General features: G+C 72.5%; 14 protein-coding genes and 1 pseudogene. 4 read left to right on the top strand and 11 right to left on the bottom strand.

Going from position 1 to position 21,551, the window contains the following annotated elements:
• Nucleotide 1: 1 nt before the first annotated feature.
• Complete coding sequence (locus tag B0I29_RS41280) at nt 2-748, bottom strand: GNAT family N-acetyltransferase (RefSeq protein ID WP_111654630.1); 747 nt, start codon at nt 746-748, stop codon at nt 2-4.
• Between the two features lie 94 nt (nt 749-842).
• On the opposite strand from B0I29_RS41280, the gene B0I29_RS41275 reads away from it, so the two are divergent.
• Nucleotides 843-1,688 carry a sigma-70 family RNA polymerase sigma factor gene (locus B0I29_RS41275; protein WP_111654629.1) on the top strand — a complete coding sequence of 282 codons (846 nt, stop codon included), beginning with the start codon at nt 843-845 and terminating at the stop codon, nt 1,686-1,688.
• Between the two features lie 18 nt (nt 1,689-1,706).
• Here the strand turns inward: B0I29_RS41275 and B0I29_RS41270 are convergent, their stop codons facing one another.
• Both B0I29_RS41270 and B0I29_RS41265 read right to left on the bottom strand, forming a co-directional pair.
• Nucleotides 1,707-4,865, bottom strand: coding sequence for an ATP-binding protein (locus B0I29_RS41270; protein ID WP_111654677.1), 3,159 nt, complete (start codon nt 4,863-4,865; stop codon nt 1,707-1,709).
• Nucleotides 4,866-5,029: 164 nt separating this feature from the next.
• The gene (locus B0I29_RS41265) at nt 5,030-5,686 is read right to left on the bottom strand and encodes a pyridoxamine 5'-phosphate oxidase family protein (protein ID WP_111654628.1); all 657 of its coding nucleotides are present in this window, start codon (nt 5,684-5,686) and stop codon (nt 5,030-5,032) included.
• Between the two features lie 130 nt (nt 5,687-5,816).
• On the opposite strand from B0I29_RS41265, the gene B0I29_RS41260 reads away from it, so the two are divergent.
• The gene (locus B0I29_RS41260) at nt 5,817-6,194 is read left to right on the top strand and encodes a PPOX class F420-dependent oxidoreductase (protein WP_111654627.1); all 378 of its coding nucleotides are present in this window, start codon (nt 5,817-5,819) and stop codon (nt 6,192-6,194) included.
• A gap of 74 nt (nt 6,195-6,268) precedes the next feature.
• Here the strand turns inward: B0I29_RS41260 and B0I29_RS41255 are convergent, their stop codons facing one another.
• The 5 genes from B0I29_RS41255 to B0I29_RS41235 all read right to left on the bottom strand — a co-directional run bounded on the left by B0I29_RS41255 (nt 6,269) and on the right by B0I29_RS41235 (nt 14,355).
• Complete coding sequence (locus tag B0I29_RS41255) at nt 6,269-7,078, bottom strand: alpha/beta hydrolase (RefSeq protein ID WP_111654626.1); 810 nt, start codon at nt 7,076-7,078, stop codon at nt 6,269-6,271.
• A gap of 61 nt (nt 7,079-7,139) precedes the next feature.
• Nucleotides 7,140-10,004, bottom strand: coding sequence for an AfsR/SARP family transcriptional regulator (locus tag B0I29_RS41250; protein WP_245973162.1), 2,865 nt, complete (start codon nt 10,002-10,004; stop codon nt 7,140-7,142).
• An 80-nt stretch (nt 10,005-10,084) separates the two neighbouring features.
• The gene (locus B0I29_RS41245) at nt 10,085-10,339 is read right to left on the bottom strand and encodes a virulence activator alpha C-terminal domain-containing protein (protein ID WP_111654625.1); all 255 of its coding nucleotides are present in this window, start codon (nt 10,337-10,339) and stop codon (nt 10,085-10,087) included.
• Between the two features lie 106 nt (nt 10,340-10,445).
• On the bottom strand, nt 10,446-11,063 hold the full coding sequence (locus tag B0I29_RS41240; RefSeq protein WP_221402899.1) for a helix-turn-helix transcriptional regulator: 618 nt from the start codon (nt 11,061-11,063) through the stop codon (nt 10,446-10,448).
• Nucleotides 11,064-11,163: 100 nt separating this feature from the next.
• Nucleotides 11,164-14,355, bottom strand: coding sequence for an ATP-binding protein (locus B0I29_RS41235; protein WP_245973161.1), 3,192 nt, complete (start codon nt 14,353-14,355; stop codon nt 11,164-11,166).
• Between the two features lie 324 nt (nt 14,356-14,679).
• Between B0I29_RS41235 and B0I29_RS41230 the strand changes: the two genes are divergently transcribed.
• On the top strand, nt 14,680-15,330 hold the full coding sequence (locus B0I29_RS41230) for a response regulator transcription factor (protein WP_146617061.1): 651 nt from the start codon (nt 14,680-14,682) through the stop codon (nt 15,328-15,330).
• 105 nt (nt 15,331-15,435) lie between these two features.
• A pseudogene (locus B0I29_RS47210) lies at nt 15,436-16,221 on the top strand (AfsR/SARP family transcriptional regulator); the annotation flags it as partial.
• Nucleotides 16,222-16,824: 603 nt separating this feature from the next.
• Here B0I29_RS47210 and B0I29_RS47205 read toward each other — a convergent pair.
• The 3 genes from B0I29_RS47205 to B0I29_RS41210 form a co-directional block, all read right to left on the bottom strand.
• Nucleotides 16,825-20,010: an ATP-binding protein gene (locus B0I29_RS47205; protein ID WP_245973160.1), complete on the bottom strand. Its 3,186-nt coding sequence runs from the start codon at nt 20,008-20,010 to the stop codon at nt 16,825-16,827.
• A gap of 74 nt (nt 20,011-20,084) precedes the next feature.
• Nucleotides 20,085-20,501 (bottom strand): peptidase inhibitor family I36 protein, encoded by a 417-nt coding sequence (locus tag B0I29_RS41215; protein ID WP_111654621.1) that lies wholly within the window; start codon nt 20,499-20,501, stop codon nt 20,085-20,087.
• Between the two features lie 112 nt (nt 20,502-20,613).
• Entirely contained in the window at nt 20,614-21,372 is a 759-nt protein-coding gene (locus tag B0I29_RS41210) for an RICIN domain-containing protein (RefSeq protein ID WP_111654620.1), read from the bottom strand.
• Between the last annotated feature and the right edge of the window lie 179 nt (nt 21,373-21,551).

Genomic DNA, 21,551 nt, shown 5'->3' with positions numbered 1-21,551 from the left:
GTTACTCGCCGGCGAATGCCGCCCAGGTGTCCACGACGCGGAACCCCATCGACTCGTACAGCGCCCAACCGTCGTGCGACGGGTGCAGATAGGCCGTCGTGGCGCCCGCCGCGAAACCGTCCGCGAGCGTGCGCGCGGCCAGCGCCCGGCCCAGCCCTCGCCCGCGTTCCGCCGGCAGCACACCGATGTTGAACACACCGGCCGTCTCGCCGCTGAGCACACCCAGCCCGGTGCCCACGGCCCGTCCCCGCCGGTACGCCAGATATCCGGTGAAACCCGGCGCCTCCAGGACCCCGCCCTGCATGAGGCCACCGAAATCCGCTCCGAATCCGGCGTTGAGGACGCGGGTGTAGAGGTGGCTCTGATCCGCGCCGGCCACCCGGATCGCCGGGTCCGAAGCCCCGTCGAGCACGGCATCGGTGGCCGCGCAGGCCATCACCGGCATCGGCGAACGGGCGGTCAGGCCGTGCCGGGCCGCGAGACCGGCGACCGCGTCCGCCGCCTCCCCGCGCACGATAATCGACCAGGGCACCTCGTACCGGGCCACGACGGCCGCCATCTCGTCCAGCGCCGCGAGGTCGGGCTCCCGGCTCATGTCGTATGCCGCGTTCAGCGAGGTCACCGGGGTGCGGGTGATCACCGCCCCGGCCGGTCCGCGGGCGGCTCGCCGGCCCTGCGGCGTCACCTCGGCCAGCCAGCTGACGGCGTCGGCCCAGCCGGCCGCGATGCGGTCCGGCAACGTGTTCACAAAAGTCTCCACACCATCCGGATGCGTGCCGCGGCGCCGAAGTTCGGTCGCCGGGTAAAGAAACTCTCCACTGCTCTTCTCTAGCTTTGCCGCCATGCCGCTGACCGATACCGATGACGCCCGGCTCGTCCACGCCGCCCAGCAGGGTGACACCGACAGCCTCACCGCGATCTTCCGTACGCACTACCGCGGCATGCGGTCGGTCGCGAACCAGATCCTGGGCCCGGGCCCGGACGCCGAGGACGCCTGCCAGGACGCCGCGATGGCGGCGCTCGGCCGGATCCGCGGGCTGCGGGACCCCTCCGCGGTACGGGCGTGGCTGCACACGATCGTCCGTAACAACTGCCGGATGCGGCTCCGGGCGCAGCGGACCGTCGTGATGGAGATCAAGGCGGATCTGCCGGCGCCGGAGGTCGACGGCCCGGAGCGGGTGGTCGACCGCGACGCCGACCGCGACTGGGTCCGTTTCGCGCTGGGCCGGCTGTCCCCCGCGGTGCGCCCGGTCGCGGTGCTGCGTTACTTCTCAGACCGCCATTCGTACGAGCAGATCGCCACGCTCTGCGGCATTCCGGTCGGCACGGTGCGCAGCCGCCTGAGCGAGGCCCGCCGGCAGCTGGCGATCATCCTGCCCGGCGTGCACGACGAGCGGCACGGGGACGCGGCCGCTCTCACCGCCCAGCGCCGGGCCGAGGCCGCTGCGATCCTGGCGGGCACGGCGCCGGGCGCCTCCGAGCGCTGGGCGCCGAACCTCGTCGTCCACTGGCCGGCCGGTCACCGCACGTCCGGGCCCGCGGCGCTGCGGGCCGCCGTCGAGCAGGACTGGCGCCTCGTCGACGTCGTCGCCGGCCCGGACGTCACCGTCTGGGAGACCGTGTCCGCCACATGGCTGCTCATCGAGACGAACGGCCAGGTTCACGAGGTACGCGTCGTGCATCGGTGACCCGATCTCGACCAGCAGTCACATCCCGGGCGGCGTGCCGAGTTTCGCGAGGAAGTCGTCGGCGCGCCGGGCGAACAGGTGCGCGCCGCGCTCGGCCGACAGCGTCCGCGCCGCGACCGCGGCCGCACGGACCACCGGCTCGGGCTCGCCGCACGCGGCCAGCGCCTGCGCTCGCTGCAGGAGGAGCAGGCCCTCGGCACTGCGCTGTCCCTGGGTGCCGAGTGCCCGGATCGCCGTCTCGATGACGGACCGGGCCGTGGCGGGCTCGCCGGCCGCCAGCCACATCTCCCCCACCAGCCCGGAACAGAACGCGAAACCCGATCGGGGCGGGTCGGTCAGCGCCTCCGCCACGATCGCGGACGCCCGGTCCGCAGCACCGGCCGGATCGTTGCCCGTCACCGCGCGCGCCCACCAGAGGCATATCTCCACGTACGCACGGACGTGCGGGAACGCCCGCTCCGGAAAGGCGGCCATGCCCTTCTCCGCGACCCGCAGAACCCGGCTGGCGTCGCCGGCCATCGCCGCGGCCGTGGTGCTGTGGTGCGCCCACCGAGTCACTTCGAACGGCTTACCGGCCGCGCTCGTCTCCATCAGATCGAACAGCTCCTGCGCCGCCTCGGCGTGGCCGTTCATGGTCAGGACCGTCGCGCGCATCCCCGGCCACAGCATCCCCATGTCGCGGCGCAACCGTTCCGGCGCACGGTCGGCCAGCTGGTCGAGCAGGAAGCCTTCGTTCTCGCCCAGCGACCGCACCGCCTCGGTGATGTCGCCGCGATCCCATTGATGGATGCCCCACGCCTGTGGGCCGTACGTCCGCACCACGGGATCGGCGGACGCACGACTCACGGCGAGCATGCGCCCTGCCAGTTCGGCGCTGCGCTCCAGGCGGAGGCCGTGCGAGGTGGCGATCCAGCTGGACAACAGCGAGTCCGCGGCCTCGCGTTCACGGCCCAGGCCACGGGCCAGTTTCTCGACGCGTTCCAGCAGCTCCGGCGCCGTGTCGACGTAACCCACCTGCATCGCGGCAACGGTCGTGAGCTGGGTCAGTGCGGACAGCTCCAGCTCCGTCTCGCCGGCCTTGGCCGCCAGCCGCACGGCCGAGCGGAACTGCCGCTCCGCCGCGGCGAAGGCGGACTTGTCGGTGGCACGACGACCCGCGCGGATCAGCGCCCGCACGGTCCGGACCGGATCGGCGAGCGGACCCGCGACCCACAGGTGGTACGCGAGACGTTCGGTGCCGGACTCCTCGATCGTCGCCGTCTGCTCCAGCGCGTCAGCGACGGCGAGGTGCAGCAGGGCGGTGCGTCCCAGCGGGGTGGCCGCGGCGACCGCCTCGCGGACCAGGTCGTGGGCGAAACGGAACACGAACGGGTCACCGGGCGCCCGCACCACCATGCCGAGCGACCCCAGCGGCTCCAGGCGTTCGAGGCAGGTCTGCGGGTCGAGGCGGGCGGCCCGGGCGAGCAGGCCGAGCGTGACGTCGCGGCCGGCGATCGCGGCAGTCTCCAGCAGGTCACGGGCGCCGCTGTCGAGCCCGCGTATCCGGTCGAGAACCACGTCACGGACCGTGGACGGCACCCCGGCCCGCTCGACGGCGTCCCTGCTCAGGTCGCCGCCGCCGAGCAGGCGGGCCAGCTCACGAACGAAGAACGGATTGCCATCGGTACGCGCGTGGATGGCCTCGGACACGCTCGGATCCGCGTCGACGCCAGTCTCGTGGCGGACCAGCTCGGCCACCTCGGCCGGTCCGAGCGAACCCAGCGAGAGGCGGCGGTGACCCGGCACCCGGGCCGCTGCGGCCAGCGTCCGGGCGAGCTCCGAACCGGGTAGCGGCGCCTGGTTGCGCAGTGAGCCGGCCACCACCACGCCGGCCGGCAACCGCGACACCAGATGCCCGAACAGCTGCAGCGACTCGGTGTCGAGCCACTGCAGGTCGTCGATCAGCAGCAGCACCGGCCGCTGCGCCGCCATCTCCCCGAGCATCGACCCCACCTGCTCGAACAGCCGGAACTGGGTGCCGCTGTCCGGCACGGCAATCTCGGCTCGCGGTGCCACCAGCCGGCCCAGCTCGGCGGTGAGCCACCGGGCCCGGGCAGCCGCGGGCAGGCTCGCCACGACGGCGCCGATCGCCTGCACCCAGGGCCACATCGCCGGCGTGCCGTCGCCCTCGACGCCGCCGCCCCAGACGGTGAGCATGCCGTGCCGGTCCGCCTCGGCGGCTATCTCCTCCAGCAGGCGGGTCTTGCCCACTCCCGGCTCGCCCTCGACCAGGGCCAGGCCGGTGCCACCGGTCAGCGCCGGTTCGACGAGGTGCCACAGGGCGCGCAGCTCCTCGGACCGCCCCACCAGACCAGCGGGCGGCACCGGCGCTGCCGCCGCCGGACGGACGGGCGAAACGGCGGGCACGAACGGCGGCGCCTGCCCGCCGAGCACCCGCCGATGGGCCCGGAGCAGAGCGGTTCCCGGGTCGACACCGAGTTCCTCGGCCAGCCGGGCACGCACCGCCAGGTAGACCGACAGCGCCTCCGCCCGCAGGCCTGCCGCGCCGAGAACCGTGATCAGGCTCGCCTGCACCGGCTCGTGCAGCGGCCCGATCGAGGCGGCCAGGCGCACCGCCGGCAGCACCCGCTCGGGGCGGCCCGCGGCGACCGCCAGCTCCGTCGCCGTCACACAGGCGTCGAAGAATTCGCCGTTCAGCCCCGCGAAGATCGACATGGCGGCCGGCGGATGGGTCATGCCGTCGCCGGCGGGTCCCTGCCACAGGCGCAGGGCGGCTGTGTAGGCGTCGAGCGCAGCGTCGTCGCGCCCCGCAGCGGCGGCGGCGGCCACCAGACTCCGGAAGTCCGCTAGATCGAGTGTTCCGGGGCGCGGCACGAACTGATAGGCGTTGCCGCGACGCACCAGGTACGACGCGGCTCCCCGGACGGGCAGGCCCGGTTCCAGCAGGCGCCGCAGCGTGCCGACGTACTTGTGGATGACGTTCAGCGCGGTGGCCGGGGCAGCCTCGTCCCACATCAGGTCGACCAGCTCGGCCACGCTGACCGGCTGTCCTGCCCTGGCCAGCAGCAACGTCAGGAGGTACGCCTGCTGGCGCGGGCCCAGATCGAGCTCTTCGCCGTCGCGCCAGAGCCGCGGCGGGCCGAGGATCTGGGCACGCACACCCGGAGGGACCGTCATGCCGATCGGTGCCCGGCGCACTGCGCTCGCTCGGCGGACACCGGCGCCTCCTGCTTGATCGAGCGCTCCCGTGCCCGCACCCCCGCCGCACGCACCTGCCACAGGGTAACCGCCGGGCTCACGGCGGACCGGTCAGGTGACGGAAGGGCCAGGTGGCGGAAGGGTCAGCTGGCGGTGCCGGGCTTGCGGCCCCGCAGCTCGGTCAGCTCCCCGAGCAGCCGGCGGTTGGTGTCCCGCAAGTCCTTCAGCTCGCCGTGCAGCTTCTCCAGTACGGGAGCGAGCTCAGCCTGCGTCCATCGGGGCGTGATGTGCTGCGGGCAGTTCCAGTCATATCCGTGCACCTCGACGGTGATGACCCGTTCGACGTGCGCGCGGTAACCCGGCGTGCTCACCTTCGCCACCAGGTCTGCCGCGTCCGCACGCCGGGCATCAACCACCCGGGCCTCGCCGAGGATCTTGAGCCGCTGCTGACGGGCGTAATCGATCAGGAAGATCGACACCTTCGCGGACGACCGGAGGTTGCCGATCGACACGTACTGCCGGTTCCCTCGATAGTCGGCCCAGCCCAGCAGGCCGGCATCCAGCACTTTCAGGAACCCGGGTGGCCCGCCCCGGTGCTGGACGTAAGGCCAGCCGCTCTCCCCGGCGGTGCCGAGGTAGAAGGTGTCGCGCTCGGCGATGAACGCGGCCTCGTCCTCGCCGAGTTCGGCGTCGGTGTCCCACCCGGCGATCAGGCGCCGCATGGCGGTGTGACTGCCGTACTCCTGTTGCGCGGCCTCGACCGAGGGAGTCTCGAGCGCGGTCAGGTAGCGGTGCGGCACGGCATCCTCCAGGAGCTGGTTTCGTCATGACGCTAGCCAGCCGCACTTGACGATTCGTGGATCACCGGCCCGATCCGTCGCCGGATCGCTGGTACACAAGCTGTCAAGAGGCCCTCGATACGGTCGCGCGGTGACTGCTCCCGAGGAACTTCGCGCCGCCAAATACGTCCTGCTGACCACATTTCGCCGCGACGGCAGTGCCGTGTCGACGCCGGTCTGGATTCTGCCTGCCCCCGGCGACGAGCTGGCGATCTGGACCGGCGAGGACACCGGCAAGATCAAACGGATACGCCGCGACAACCGGGTCACGCTGGCGCCGTGCACCGTCCGGGGCCGCGTTCTCGGCGAGACCGTGGAGGCGACGGCTCGGATCGGCAGCCGCGAGCAGACGCACTGGGCGGCGAGGCGGATCCTGCGGAAATACGGCCTGATCGGCCTGTCGGTCCTCGCCGGGAGTCTGCTGAAGAACCGCAGGCTCGGAGGAGTCGCGGTCTTCCTGACCCTGTGATCGACAGCGGGTGGTGACCTGCCATCCGCACCGCATCTGCCGGGCGCCGTGAACGGCGCCCGGCACGAGGTTGCTCACGCTGACGGTGCTCCTGAACGATCCAGGGAGCGGACCCACGAGAGTGCTTCGTCGGCGAGCTCACGCCAGCCGTGGTCGAACACGCCGCTGTGGCCGCGGTCGGGGTGACAGGTGATGTCGGTCCGGGCCGCCGAGCCGGCGTAGAGCCGGTGGGCCGCGCGGACGACGACGGCCGGAACGGTGTGGTCCCTGCCCGCCGCCACCATGAGCAGCGGGCCCCGGTTCGCCGACGCGGTGTCGACGGCCGACGGCGCGTCACGGGTGAAGTTCGCCGACGACACCTCGAACAGCGGGCGTCCCGGCCCGGGGATGGTGAACCGCTCGTACAGCTCGGCGGACTCGGCGGCGGGCAGCGCGTTGCCGAACGAGTACGCGAACTGCTTCTCGGTCAGCGACACGGCCCGCTGCTTGTTGCCGGGCCGCGACAGCACCGGGAAGCTGGTGCGCAGCAGGCTGAACGGGAGTGCCCGGACGCCTTTGATCGGCGCCGGGGAGAACGCCACGGCGGCCGCGGCGAGGCCACGGTCGAGCAGCTTCTGCGCGATCAGCCCGCCGAACGAGTGGCCGATGACGATCGGTTTCTCGTCGTAGCCGGCCAGCACGGCGGCATACGCCTCGGTGATCGCGTCGACGCCGTACCCGGCGACGGCGTCCGGGTTCGCCCGGGTCGCGGCGACGGTGTCGCCGTCGCCCGGCCAGCCGGGCGCCGCGGTCCGATAGCCCTGGAGCTCGAAGAGCTCCTGCCACGGCTGCCAGGCGCTGGAGTGGATCCACAACCCATGGATGAATACGACCGGCCTGCTCATATATGCCCCCACCTACCCGAAGTTCACGTCTGCCGGAAAGGTAGAACAGCGCTCTTGACGGTCAGTGGATCGGCAGCTTCCGCGCCAGGTTGTCGAGCTGCTCGCGCATGTGCGGCGGGCCGCCGCCCTGGAAGGAGTCGAGCACCTCACTGGCACGGTCGAACGCCTCACGGGCCCCGGCGTCGTCGCCGAGGGTGTTCAGCAACTCGGACAGGCTGCGGAACGCCTGGAAGTGGTAGGGCCCCTGGCCCACCGAGCGGGCCGCGGCCGCGGCCCGCCGCAGTTCGGCCACCGCGTCGTCGGTGCGGCCGAGGTCGACGAGGTTGTGCGCGATGGAGACCCGGATCATGGCTTCCTCGTGCCGGCGGCCGACCCGCAGGTTGATCTCCAGGGCCTGTTGCAGCACCCGCGCCGCCTCGGCGTGCTGGCCGAGCCGGGCCAGGGAGCGGCCCTTGCAGTCCAGGCTGCGCATCAGCGACGTCTCGTTGCCGGCCGCACGGCACAGCTGCACCGCCGTCTCGGCGCTCTCCAGGGCTTTCTTGTGTTCGCCGAGTGAGGTGTGCACGGCGTGGACGTTGATGTGGGTCAGTGCCTGTTCGAGGAGCATCCGGTACTCGTCGAACACTTCCAGGGCCGCGGCGAGTAGCGCGAGCGATTCCTCATTGGCGCCGAAGAACCAGCGGGCGCCGGCGAGGCTGCGCAGCACGTGTGCCTCGCCGAGCACGTCGCCGCTGCCGCGGGCGGCCTGTAGCGCGACCCGCATGACGTCGTCCCAGTCCTGGAAGTAGCCGTACCACTCGAAGTACTGCTGCATGGTGATCGCCAGCTGCCACGGGACGATGCCGTACCCGAGGTCGGCCGCGACGCTCACGGCCTCCTTGAGTGCCCGCCGGTGCCGGGCGAACCAGGCGATGGCTTCCTGGTAGGTCTGCGGGTCTTCGGGCGCCACGCCGGGCAGCGCCGGATCGGGCGGGATCGGCGTACGGTTCGGGGCCAGCACCACCTGGGCGTTGAAGCTGCTGTGCAGGTAGTACTGCAGCAGCCGGGTGACCGCGGCGCGCTGCTCGGCCGGCGGGTCGAGGGTCCGGAAAAGCTCCTCTGCGTACGCCCGGACCAGCACGTGCCCGGTGAAGCAGCCGCCGTCCTGTTCGGTCACGAGCGCAGCCTCGGACAGCTCCTCCAGTGCGGCCCGTGTCCCTGCGGCGTCGCCTCCGGCCAGACTGACGCAGGCCTCGGCCGTGATGCCGGCGGTCGGCGCCTGCGACAGCAGCCGGAACAGACGGGCCGCACCCGGGCTGAGCTGGCGATAGGACCAGGAGAACGCGGTACGCGGATCGGTCACGCCGCGGCCCTCCGGGAACGCCGCCAGCCGGTGGGCGCCGTCGCGCAGTTCGGCGGCGACCGTGTCCATCGACAGTTTCGGGCGTACGCCGAGTCGCGCCGCCAGCACGGCCAATGCCAGCGGCAGGCGGCCGCAGAGCTCGATGATCTCGTCGAGGACCGTCTCGCCCCCGTCGAGGTCGCGAAGGCCGGCGAGCCGGGTGGTGAGCAGTTTCCGGGCGTCCGGCAGGTCCGGCAGGTCGGCCCGGTGCAGGCGAGCGCCGTCGGAGGCGGCCAGACCGACCAGCGGCCGGCGGCTGGTGATCAGCACCAGGCTGTCCACCGAGTTCGGCAGCAGCGGTCGTACCTGTACGGCGTCGCGGACGTCGTCGAGCAGCACCAGGAAGCGCTTGCCGGCGGTGAGGCTGCGGTACGCCCCGACGAGCGCGTCGAAGGTGTCCGGCACGTCGGCGCCGTACAGGCCCAGGGCGTAGAGCAGGGAACGCAGCGCGTCGGCGGCCGGGACGCTGCCCTGCTCGTCCTCGTTGCCGCGCAGGTCGAGGTAGAGCTGGCCGTCGGTGAAGTCGGCGGCGACCTGGTGGGCGAAGTGGGCGACCAGCGTCGACTTGCCGACGCCGCCCATGCCGTCGACGGCGACCACCATCGGGCTGGTCCGGCGGCTGTCGCGCATGGCGTCCATGTGGTCGTGCAGCACGCTCATCTCGTGCGAGCGGCCGACGAACAGCGGCTGGTCCGGTGGTAGCTGCGCCGGGCGTACCAGCGGGACGGGTCGTGCCGGCACCGCGGGCGGGCCGGGGTCGGCGGGCTCCGGCGCCCCACCCTGGGTGAGCACCTGCTGCTGGGCGTTCTGCAGTTCGCGGCCGGGGTCGATGCCGAGTTCGTCGGCGAGCCGTTCCCTGACGCTGCGGTAGGCCTCGAGCGCCTCGGCCTGGTGCCCGGCCGCGGCCAGGGTCTCCACGAGCGCGACGTGCACCGGCTCGTGCAGCCGGCCCATCTTGGCGGCCAGTCGCAGCGGCGCGAGCACGCGGGACGGATGGCCGGTGTGCCCGGCGATGCCGGCGGCCGCGACCACGGCGTCGTAGAACTCGCCGTCGATGCCGGCGAAGGTCGCCGCGGCCGCGGCGCTCTCGGCCAGGTTCGTCCCCGCGGCGCCCTGGCACAGGCGCAGTGCCCGGGTGTAGTCGTCGAGGGCGTCGTCGAGCCGGCCTTGGGCCTGCGTTTCCTTCGCGCGCACGACCAGCTGGCGGAACGCGATCAGGTCGAGGGTCTCTGGCCCGGCGCTGAAGCGGTAGCCGTTGTCGTGGCGTGTCAGGTAGGCGCCGGGTGCGCGCGGCGCCAGGTCGGGTTCCAGCAGCCGGCGCAGGACGCCGATGTATTTGTGGATGACGTTCACCGCGCTGGCCGGCGGGTTGGCTCCCCAGATCAATTCGATCAGGTCGGACATGCCGATCGGCCGGCCTTCCTGGGCGACCATCAGAGCCAGCAGGCACCGTTGCTGGCGGGGCCCGGCATCGAGCTCGGTGTCGCCTCGCCAGACCCGTAAGGGCCCCATGATCTGCAGGCGGAGAGCATCGGCGTCGGTCAATCGAAGTTCCTTCAGGGTCGGGACGAGTCATGACCGTAGTCACGACCAGTGGAAGAGTTCTGGACGCCGGCTGAACGCGTTCAGTCCCTCCCCGCGCCCACCTCGCGCCAGAAGTCGATCATCAGCTGTTCCAGCCGCAGCCCGGCCTCGAGCGTGGCCCGCCTCGGCGTGCCCGGCCGCAGCAGGCCCGACGCCACCAGCGCCTGGTATTGCGCGAGGCGCTGCTCGTGGGCGGCGATCTGTTCCCCGGCCAGACGCTCGATCGCGACGGCCGCGCCGGGGTCGCGGGTGGATTGGAAGAACAGCCGCAGCAGTCCCTCGTCGTGGATCTCCATGGTCGATCGGCTCGGCGCGGCGAGCCATCGGTCCAGTTCGCGCCGGCCCTCGTCGGTGAGCGCGAGCGTGCGGCGCCGGCGGCCGTCGTTTTCCTGGTGCTCGGGGTCAGATCATCCCGGTACGCACGGCGTACGCGACCGCGTGCGAGCGATTCCGCAGCTGGAGACGGTTCGTCATGCTGTAGATGACGTTCTTCACGGTCCGCTGGGAGTAACTCAGCGCGTCCGCGATCTCGTTCGTGTCGAGACCGTCCGCCATCAGCCGCAGCACGTCCACCTCACGCGGGGTCAGTCCCGCGGCGTTCTGGCCGCGCGGCGCGAGCACCTCGCGATGCACCCGCTCCAGGTGCCGCAACAGCTCGCCGACCAGGTTGGAGGGCAGCACCCCGCCGCCGGCCGCCGCGGCGACCACGCTGTGGGCCAGCCTCTCCGGGCTCACCGCCGCGCGCGGCAGGACCGCGACGACCCGGCACTCCACCGCGATGACCAGGTCGGCCTCGGTGAAATCGTGCACCACCAGCACGACCGGCGCTCCGGTCTCGGCGGCCGACAGGCGCAGCATGGCGATCACCTCGGCGCTCAACCGCTCGCAGCAGACCACCAGCACCCCGCCCGGCACGGCCGCGTCGCCGTCCACGACGGTGATGCCCGGGCTCGCGTCCAGGAAGCTGGCAAGCCCCTCCCGGCTGAGCGCGTCCGACGCCCGTACCGTCACCTGCACCATGTTCACCGCCACCTCCCGGATCGCGTCACCGGGACCAGTGTGTGAGGCCGTACTTCACGAACAGTGAACGCCGCCTGATCGGCGGCACGGCACGCGGCGGTCAGTCGCCGAGTTCGCTCAGCAGCCGCTCGGCCTGCCGGGCGAACAGGTGGGCCTCGCGACCGGCCGACAGCGCCCGGGCCCGCTCGGCCGCGGCCCGGACGACGCCGGCGGGTTCGCCCCGGGCCAGCAGCAGCCGGGCCCGTGTCAGCAGGAGCAGGCCCTCGCAGTGGCGCTCACCGTGCGTACGCATGCCGTGCTCGGCGCGGTCCAGGGCGGCGCCGGCCGCCTCGGTGTCACCGGCCGTCAGGTACAGGCCGGCCAGCAGGGCGAGCCAGGTGGTGTACGACGAACGCGGCGGGTCGAGCAGATTGCCGGACACCAGCCGGTCGAGCTCGGCGGCGGAGGCTGCGGACGCTGACGGGTCCTGGCCGGTCATGCCCAGCCCCCAGCAGCGGCCCAGCCGGGCATACGTGCCGAGGAAGACGAACGACAGGTCGGGGTCGACGGCGATGCTGCGCTCCGCGATCCGCAGCGCCCAGTGCGGGTCCTCGGCCAGCCCCGCCGCGATGACCGCGAAGGACGCCCAGAACGTCACCGCGTACCGATCGTCCCCGGCCTCGGCCTCCATCGTGTCGAACAGCTCCCGCGATCGCGCGACGTCGCCGTGCAGGGTGGTCATCAGCGCGAGCATGCCGGCGGCGAGCAGTTTCACGTCGCGCAGCAGCGGAAGGTCCTCGGTCAGCACCCGGTCCTCGGCCGCAGCCTCGGTGCACCACGTCAGATGGCGCGACGCCTCGCCGATGTCGCCGGATTCCCACTGGTGCATGCCCCAGGCGAGCAGGCCGTAGACCCGCACGACCGGATCGCCGGACGCCTCGCCCTGCTTCCGCAGCCGCTGCGCCAGCGGGCCGCTCCGCTCGACTTCCGCGCCCTCGGACAGTCCGGTGAAGCGGGTGAACAGGAAACTCGTGGCCTCACGCTCGCGGCCCAGCTCACGGGCCAGCGTCTCGGCACGTTCGAGGATCTCCGGCGGCGACCCGACGTATCCCTCCAGCATGCCCAGGACCAGGGTGAGCTGCGACAGCGCGGCCAGCTCGAACTCCGCGAGCCGGGCTTCGCGGGCCACCCGCACGGCCGTGCGCAGCTGCTGTTCCGCTGCTTCGAACGCGGACTTGCCGGTGGCCTGCCGGGCCGCGTGGATCAACGCCGTGACGGTACGAGCCGGGTCGGCGAGCGGGCCGGCCGCCCACAGGTGGTGGGCGAGCCGCTCGGCGGCTGACTCGCCGCCCGGGTCGGCGGCGTCCAGCGCGTCGGCGATGTGCAGATGCAGCCGGGGAACCAGGTGCTGCGGGGTGCTCACGACGATCGACTCGCGGACCAGATCGTGGGCGAATCGGACGGCGAACGGGTTGTCCGGCGCGGGCCCGAGCAGGCCGAGGGCCTCCACCGGTTCCAGGTGATCGAGCGCCGCCTGCACGCCCGTACCGGCAGTGCGCGCGAGCAGCTCGACGTCGGCTTCACGGCCGAACAGCGCCGCGATCTGCAGCAGCCGGCGAGCCTGGTCGCCCAGTCCGGCGATGCGGTCCTGAACCACGTCGCGGACCGTGGAGGGCACGCCGGGCCGGGTCGTGGCCTCGTCGGCGAGCTCGGTCCCGCCGGCGCCCAGCAGCCGGGAAAGCTCCCGGACGAAGAACGGATTGCCGGCGGTGCGGGCGTGGATGCCGCGGGCCACAGCGGGCGCCGGCCGGCGGCCGGTCTCCCGGCGTACCAGCTCACTCACCTCACCGTGGCTGAGCGGGCCGAGCCGGATCCTGCGGTGACCGGACGCCCGGCTGGCGGTGGCGAGCACCCGGGTCAGGTCGGGGCTGGGCACCGGCGCATGGGTACGCAGCGCGCCGACCAGTGCCGCACCCGCCGGAAGCCGCGCCGCCAGGTGCCCGAACAGGTGCAGCGAGGCCACGTCAGCCCAGTGCAGGTCGTCGATGATCAGCAGCAGCCGGCGCTGAGCGGCAGCGCGGGCGACGAGGTCGGCGACCTGCTCGAACAGGCGGAACCGCGCACCGCCGCCGGGTGCCGCCAGCGTCTCGCGGGCGGCCTCGCCGAGTGCCAGCAACCGGTCGAGCTCGCCGGTCGGCTGGTCCCTGCGATGGGCTTCGGGCAGGGCCGCGAGGATCGCGCCGACCGCCTCGATCCACGGCCACATCGACGGGGTGCCGTCACCTTCCATGCAATGGCCCCACACCACGAGCGCGTCGCGCCGGCCGGCCTCGGCCGCGGCCTCCTCCAGCAGGCGGGTCTTGCCGGCGCCGGGCTCGCCCTCCACGATGACCACACCGGTGCCGTAACCGATCGCTGATTCGATCCCGGACCGCAGCACGGCGAGTTCCGCGACCCGCCCGACCAGGCCGTCGGTGCCGGTGAGCGCGTCCACCGCGGGCTCCACCGTGGCCGGTCCGGGCCGGCCGAGCACCTGCTGGTGCGCGGCGCGCAGTGCCGGTCCGGCGTCGATGCCGAGTTCGTCGGCCAGCCGGGCGCGGACCCGGCCGGCGAGCGCGAGCGCCTCGGCCTGCCGGTCGGACGCGCCGAGAGCGACGATGAGAGCGGCCTGCACCGGTTCGTTGAGCGGGGCCAGGGAGGCTGCCAGCCCCAGCGGCCGCAGCACCCGCTGGGGAGTGCCGAGCGCGACGGCGAGGTCGGCGGCGGCGATGCAGGCGGCGAAGAACTCCTCGTCGAGAGCCGTGAAGATCGGTTTCACCGCCGGGGCGCCACCGATCCCGCCGCCGGCCGGGCCGCGCCAGAGCCGCAGTGCCCGCACGTACGCGTCGAGGGCCGGGTCGCCGGACGCCCTCTCCGCCGCCGCGACGAGCCGGCGGAACATGACCAGGTCCAGCACGCCGTGGTCGTCGACGAAGACGTAGCCATTGCCGTACCGACGCAGGTAGGAGCTGGCGCCGCGAGGCGCCGCCGCCGGTTCGAGCAGCCGGCGCAGCGCGCCGATGTGTTTCTGAATCACGTTGACGGCGCTGGCCGGGGCGTCGTCGCCCCACATCAGGTCGATCAGCTCGCTGACGCTGACCGGCCGCCCCACCCGCGCCAGCAGCACGGCCAGCAGAAACGTCTGCTGCGGAGGTCCGAGATCAAGGGTGACGTCGCCGCGCAGGACGCGCAGTGGGCCGAGCACGTGCAGCCGGAGCCCGTCGCCGGATGCCGCGTCGCCGTCCGCGTGCTCCGGCGTGGCCGGCGTTGTCACCCTGATTACCCCTGACGCGCCGACGATGTTGCTCGATCGGGCATGGTTTCCCGATCGGCCGGATAGTACAGGGCGCCCGCCCGCGTGAGAGCGCCACGCGCATCGCGTCCCAGTACAGCGGCCTGCGATCGGCATCGACGTGCGTGGCGGCACGGCGACATCGGCCGGAGGCCATCTATGCCCTTTCGGGCAATCCGGCTACCTGGCCTCGAATCCCGGCCTGGGCGCGCTCCCATGATGCCCTGTTCAGCCGCACGGAAGTCGAAAGTAAGTCACGCACCCGATCCTGGATGCTGCGGGCAAGTCAGTAGTCAGGGGTGGTCGATGTCGGTAGCCGCAACGCGAGGCGGCAGTGAACGTGCCCGGCTGATCCCGGTGACCGTGCACGGCGACGACCCGCTGGTGCTCGCAGGGCTGACCCATCACCTCCAGGCGAGCCCGCTGATCGAGCTGGGCGACCCTGCCGGCGCCGGCAGGCCGGGCGTCGCCGTCCTCGCCGCCGACCGCATCGAGGAGCCGGTGCTGGACGACCTGGCCGCGCTGAGCCGTACCCGCCCGGTGGTCCTGGTCGTGGCCCGGCTCAGCGAGTCCGAGCTGCTCAAAGTACTGGACGGCGGTGTCTCGGCCGTCCTCTACCGGCACGATGTGACGGCCGAGAGTCTGCGCGACGCGGTCCGGACGGCGGCGCGGCACGGCCGGAATCTGCCGAGCGCCGCCGTCGGTCAGCTCATCGACACCGTGCTGAGGCTGCGCCGCGAGCCATCCGGCCCAGCCGAGGACACCCGGGCGCCGCGCGGGCGTGAGCTCGACGTGCTGCGCCTGCTCGCCGACGGCCTGGAGACCCGGGAGATCGCCCAGCGGCTCGACTGCTCCGAACGCACCGTCAAGAACGTGCTGCACGGCGTCACGGTCCGCTTCCGGCTGCGGAACCGCACCCATGCGGTCGCGCACGCACTTCGTGCCGGATACCTGTAACCGGATCCCGGTGGTCAGTGCGATGCCAGTGCGGGCGTCAGTTCACCTGAAGTGATCGTCCAGTGGACTCCGTCAGGCTGCACGCACAGCAACACCCGTACCAAAATGGGGGGTGAAGTGGTGTTTGCTTCGTTAACCGAGATTTCCACCGGCACCGACAACCTGCGCATCCAGATGCTCGGCCCGCTGCGGCTGTGGCGCGACGGCGAGGAACTGGACATCGGTCCCCGGCAACAGGCGCATGTGCTGGCGTTGCTGCTGGCGCACGCCGGCCAGCCGGTCAGCAAGTCCGAACTGATCGACCTGGTCTGGGGCGACGAAGCCCCGGCCAGCGCGCTGAACATCCTGCACAAGTACATCGGCAATCTGCGCCGGCTGCTGGAACCGGCCCTCGAACCGCGCCGCGACGGCTCGTATCTGCGGCGCCGCGGCCACGGTTACCTGATCACGGTCGGCCCGGACGAGCTCGACCTGGACCGGTTCCGCACACTCGTGCGCGCCGCCGCCGGAAAGCGCGCGACCGGCCGGCTGCAGGCCGCGCTCGACGACTACGCCGGGGCCCTGCACCTCTGGCACGGTTCCACCGCGCAGTCGCTGACGCCGGACTCCCCCGCGATACCGGTCGCGACGTCGCTCGACCACGAGTTCTTCGACGCCTGCGGCGCGGCGGCGGACCTCGCGATCACGCTGCGCCGGCCCAAACGGATCCTGCCCGCCCTGCGACTGGCCGCTTGGATGGCACCGCTGCACGAGTCGATGCAGGCCAGCCTCATCACCGCGCTGGCCGCGGACGGCCGGCAGGCCGAGGCCCTGGCATCGTTCCACGAGGTGAGCGCCCGGCTGGTCGAGGAACTCGGCATCGATCCCGGATGGGCGCTGCGGCAGGCACACCGGCAGATCCTGGCCGCCATGGCGGGGCCCGGTGCGGTTGCCGCGCCGGCCCGCCCGGCGCAGTTGCCGCCGCTGCTGCCCGCCTTCGCCGGGCGCGCCGGCGAGTTGGCGGCGCTCACCGAACTGCTGGCCACGCCGCGGACCAGCACGCTGGTCGTCGCCCTGGACGGCGTCGCCGGGGCGGGTACGTCGGCGCTGGCCAGCCAGTTCGCGCACGAGGTGGCCGCCCAGTTCCCGGACGGCCAGCTCTACCTGGACCTGCGCGGGCACGTGGCGGGCGCGCGAAGCCTCCCGGCGGAGGCCGCGCTGCACACGCTGCTGCGGTCGCTCGGCGTACCCATGTCCGGCATGCCGGACACAGTGGACACGATGATCGGGACCTATCGGAGCCTGACCGCCGGCCGGCGCATTCTGGTGCTGCTGGACAACGCCCAGGACGCCGCGCAGGTACGCGCACTGCTGCCGAACTCCGCGCACTGCCTCGTCCTGGTCACCAGCCGTACCCCGCTCGTCGGTCTCGCGGCCCTCGACGGCGCCCGCCTGCTGCACGTCGACCTGCCCGGCGCCCCGTCCGCCCGCGAACCGCACCGGCCGGCGGTGGGCTCAGCCCGGCAGCCCGGCCATGAACCGCTCGACACGGCGGGCGAACAGATGAGCCTCACGCTCCAGCGACAGGGTGTACGCACGCCCGGCGGCAGCCCGGACCGCCGCGACGGGCGCGCCCCGCGCCTGCATCAGCCGTGCCCTCAGCAGCAGGATCAGGCCCTCGGCGTACCGCTGGCCGTGAGTCTCGAGCAGGTACTCGGCACGGTCGAGGGCCGCGGCGGCCTCCTCCACCTGCCCGGCCGCCAACCACATCTCGCTGAGCAGCGCGTGCCAGGTGGACACACAGGTTCGGGTCGGCTCCAGCAGGTTCGCCGCGATGATCTCCTGAGCCTCGGCGATGGCCGCGGCCGGGTCCGGCCCGGTGAGCGCCAGCGCCCAGCAGCGGGCCAGCCGCTGATAGGTGCCCAGGAAGACGAACGAGAAGTCCGGGTCGGCCGCGATGCCGGCCTCGGCGGCCCGTAACGCCCAGTGCGGGTCCCCGGCGATCGCCGCGGTCCGCGCCGACAGCGACGACCACACCGTTATCGCGTACGGATCGGTTGCCTGCGCCTCGGCGGCGTCGAACATCGCGCGGGCCTCGTCGACGCGGCCGTGCAGCGCGGTCGTCTCGGCGAGCATGCCGTCCATCAGCAGTTCCACGTCGTAACGGACCGGGTCCTCGTCGCGGGTCGTGTGCAGCAGCTCGTGCGACCTCGTGAGGTAGCGAAACGACTCGCCGATGTCGCCGATGTGCCAGTTGTGCAGGCCCCAGGCCCGCAGACCGTACGTCCGCACGGTCGGATCCGACGACGCCTGGCCCTGTTCCAGCAGCTGCCGGGCCACCACGCCGCCGTGGTCCAGCTCGAGCAGGGTGGCGTGCACCAGCCAGCGGGAGAACTGGAAGCCGGTCGCTTCCCGCTCCCAGCCCAGGTCGCGGGCCAGCTGCTCGGCGCGTTCCAGCACGTCGAGGGTGGCCGCGCCGTACCGCGACTGCATGCCGACCGCCGCGGTCAGGGCCAGCGCGGACAGTTCCAGCTCGGCGAGGCCCGCCGAGCGAGCGGTCCGCGCCGCCGACCGCAGGTGCTGCTCGGCGGCCTGAACGGCGGACTTGGCCGCGGCCCGCTGCCCGGCGCGGATCAGCGACGTCGCGGTCCGGGCCGGATCGGCGAGCGGGCCGGCCGCCCGCAGATGGTGGGCGAGGCGCTCGGCGACCGCATCGTCGCCCAGCCCCGCGGCCTCCAGCGCGTCCGCGACGCGCAGGTGCAGCTCGGGCGTCTTCGGCCGGGGTGTCAGGCCGGCCACCGACTCACGGATCAGGTCGTGGGCGAACCGCACCGCGAACGGGTTGCCGGGTACCGGTTCGAGCAGGCCGAGCGCGTCCACCGGCTCCAGGCGGTCCAGGCACGACTGCACGCCGATGCCGGCCACCCCGGCGAGCAGCCGCAGGTCGATGTCGCGGCCGACCAGTGCGGCAATCCGCAGCAGCGCGCACACGTCGTCGTCCAGGCCGGCCAGCCGGTCGTAGACCACGTCGCGCACGGTGGCCGGTACGCCGGCGCGGGCCACGCCGTCCGCGGTGAACACGCCGGTCTCGGCGAACAACCGGGCCAGCTCCCGGACGAAGAAGGCGTTGCCTGCGGTACGCGTGTGGATGCCGAGGACCACGTCCTGTTCCGGGGCTTGGCCGGTCTCCCGGCGTACCAGCTCGGCGACGTCGGCCGGGGCGAGCGGCCCGAGCCGGATCCGGCGTTGCCCGGGTGCCCGGCTCGCCACCGCGAGCAGCCGGGTCAGTTCCGCGCTGGGCAGCGGTGCGACCGTACGCAACGCGCCGATCACCAGGCTGCCGCGTGGCAGCCGGGTGACCAGATGGGCCAGCACCTCGAGGGACGCGACGTCGGCCCAGTGCAGGTCGTCGAAGATCAGCACGCAGGGCCGCTGCGCCGACACCTCGGCTACCAGCCCGGCGACGCGCTCGAAGAGCCGGAACCGGGTGTCGTTCTCCGGCATCATCGCCCCGGCCGGGGCGTCGGCGCGCGCCTGCACCAGGCTGCCGAGCTCCCCGCCGAGCCACTTCTGCCGGGCAGCGGCGGGCAGACCGGTCAGGATCGTCTCGATGACCTGCACCCACGGCCACATCGACGGCGTTCCGTCGCCCTCCAGGCACTGACCCCAGAACACCTGCGCGCCACGCCGGCGCGCCTCAGCGGCGGCCTCCTCGATCAGCCGGGTCTTGCCGGCGCCCGGCTCGCCCTCGACGAGCACCACCCCGGAGCCGCCGCCCATCACCGCGTCGATCGAGCGCCACAGCTCCGCGCGCTCCTCAATCCGCCCGACGAGACCGGCCCGCCCCATGAGACCAGCCATCCCGACGAGACCGGCCATTTCGGCGGCCGAGGCCGCCGGGCGCGGCAGCGAGCCGGCCGCCTCCCGCGGCCACAGCGTCAGCCGCAGCACCCGCTGATGCGCGGCCCGCAGCAGCGGGCCGGGTTCGACATCGAGCTCGCCCGCCAGCCGCAACCTGACCTCGTCGAACGTCGCGAGGGCCTCGGCCTGCAGCCCGGCGGCCGCGAGCGTGGTGACCAGCCCGGCATGCACCGGCTCGTGCAGCGGATCCATCGTCGCGGCCAGCCGCAGCGCGGCCAGCACCTCCTGCGGCCGGTCCAGGGCCACCGCGAGCTCGGCCGCGGCGGCCGCGGCGTCGAGGAACTCGCCGTCGAGCGCGGCGAATGCCGGGATCGCGGCGGCGGCGTGCTGCATGCCCTTCGCGGCCGGGCCCGCCCACAGGCCCAGCGCTTCGGCATAGGCGTCGAGCGCCGCGCCGTCCCGGGCCGACCGGGCCGTGGCGACCAGTTCGCGGAACGCCACGACATCGGCCACCTCGCCGTCACCGGCGAACACGTACCCGGCGCCGCGGCGCAGCACGTACGACCCGTCGCCGCGCGAGGTCACGCCCGGCTCCAGCATCCGCCGCAGACCGCCGACGTGCTTCTGGATCAGGTTCACCGCGCTCGGCGGGACGTCGGTCCCCCAGATCAGGTCCACGAGCGAGCTCGTGGAGACCACGTGGCCGGCGTGCGCCAGCAGCAGAGCGAACAGATAGGCCTGCTGACGCGGGCCGGCATCTACCTGGACGCCGTCGCGCCAGATCCGCAGCGGGCCGAGGACCTGCACATAGATAGATCCGGAACGGGCGGGCGCCAGCACGCTTCCCACACCCCCGAGACACGGTGATTTCCGGGACGCCATCGTGACACAGCCTGGCGCCCGGCCGAAATGATCTAGGCGGTCCTCAGCGAGGAGGCCTTGTCGTTCATGTCGATCGTCGACCAGTGCGGCCCGAAGTTCATCTCCCGGCCCGGCCAGATCCAGTACGCGAGCCCGTTCTTCTTCGTGTTGTAGCTGCCCTCCGAATAGATCCAGAAGCCGCGGTTCGATTTGTTGACGACCGACGACACGGAATCGTTGAGGTTCTCGCCGTTGGTGTACCGGTAGTTACGGAAGTCCTCGAACTCGCCCGCGCTGTTGTTGCGCAGCAGGACCGCGACACTGCCGGTCTTGTCGTAGTGCTGGTAGAGGCAGACCTCGCCGTCACGGCAGGTGTACGCGGCCTGAGCAGCAGCCGGAGCCACGAACACAGCGCCGATGACGGCCGCGGCGGCACTGAGCACACCGGCAAGAGCAGAACGCTTGTTCATCGAACCTCTTCATGCGGGAATCTCAGCGATCCACCATGGAAAGAATGGCGGATCGCTCTTTCATCCCTGACGGTAATCGTGGCCTCTGAAGATTAAGTAGACGGTTAGTTGATCAGTCCAGCGACGGCAGGGAGGCCTTGCCCTTGTCGGCGATCACGAACGGCGTATCGATGTCGGCGGTGCCCTCGCCGATGGTCACCGCGGCGACCCCGACCCCGGTTCCGGCGATCTCGCCGGTCGGGTCCTGGATGATGTACGTGGTCGAACCGGTCCGGATCGTGTAGGTGGGCTTGCCGTTCGACTCGCCGGTCCGCCGGAACCGGAAGACCTGGTCGCCGGCCCCGGCGTCGCAGCCGGCCGTCACCACGGTGCCGGGCTTGCCGCCCGCGCCGAGCTTCGCCGACACGCACAACGCCTCGCCGCCGGCGCGCAGCTTGCCGGTGCGGATCTGGAACTCGTCGCCGCCGGGCGTGGTCGGTGTGAGCACGAACAGCTCGTTGTCGCCGAATGCCGAGGACAGGCCGATCTTGCCACCGCCGACGACACCGAGGGTGGCCTCGCTGTTCTTCGGCAGCAGGTAGACCTGACGGGTGCCGCTGAAAACCCCGCTGCCGTTAGCACCGCCGCCGGTCGCTGCGGTGGTCGGCGTGGACGCCGGGCGCGTTGTCGGCCGCGACGCGGGACTGGTGGTCGCGGCAGCGGTCGTCGGCTCGGCGGCCGGCTCCGTCCCGGCGGACGATGACGCCGGGACCGCCGCGGGCGACGGCGCCGCGACCGGAGGAACATCGCCCTCACCGCTGTTGCAGGCGGAGATCAGCAGCAGACCGGCGAGGGCCGCAGTGGCCGCGGGGACGCGAGCGGAGGAAAGCACAACGAACTCCTAAGACAGAGGTGTAGTCCGCAGTGTTTCCTCGTGATCCGGGCCGTGACCAGCGATGGGAGCGGAACAGGTGACAAAGAGGCAGCCGCGATGGGACTTTCTTACGGTCCGGGACCAAACCATGTAGACATCGATGAGCCCGCTCCGACGTACCGGTCACAAGCAACACG

Source organism: Actinoplanes lutulentus, assembly GCF_003259845.1.
GTDB classification, from domain to species: domain Bacteria; phylum Actinomycetota; class Actinomycetes; order Mycobacteriales; family Micromonosporaceae; genus Actinoplanes; species Actinoplanes lutulentus.
This window is presented reverse-complemented; position numbering and strand designations above follow the sequence as displayed.

What these genes read in the sequence shown, in the direction of transcription:
- B0I29_RS41245 (WP_111654625.1), bottom strand. Translation starts at nt 10,339, where the DNA reads ATGGAGATCCACGACGAGGGACTGCTGCGGCTGTTCTTCCAATCCACC.
- B0I29_RS41270 (WP_111654677.1), bottom strand. Translation starts at nt 4,865, where the DNA reads ATGACGGTCCCTCCGGGTGTGCGTGCCCAGATCCTCGGCCCGCCGCGG.
- B0I29_RS41255 (WP_111654626.1), bottom strand. Translation starts at nt 7,078, where the DNA reads ATGAGCAGGCCGGTCGTATTCATCCATGGGTTGTGGATCCACTCCAGC.
- B0I29_RS41230 (WP_146617061.1), top strand. Translation starts at nt 14,680, where the DNA reads ATGTCGGTAGCCGCAACGCGAGGCGGCAGTGAACGTGCCCGGCTGATC.
- B0I29_RS41215 (WP_111654621.1), bottom strand. Translation starts at nt 20,501, where the DNA reads ATGAACAAGCGTTCTGCTCTTGCCGGTGTGCTCAGTGCCGCCGCGGCC.
- B0I29_RS41275 (WP_111654629.1), top strand. Translation starts at nt 843, where the DNA reads ATGCCGCTGACCGATACCGATGACGCCCGGCTCGTCCACGCCGCCCAG.
- B0I29_RS41240 (WP_221402899.1), bottom strand. Translation starts at nt 11,063, where the DNA reads ATGGTGCAGGTGACGGTACGGGCGTCGGACGCGCTCAGCCGGGAGGGG.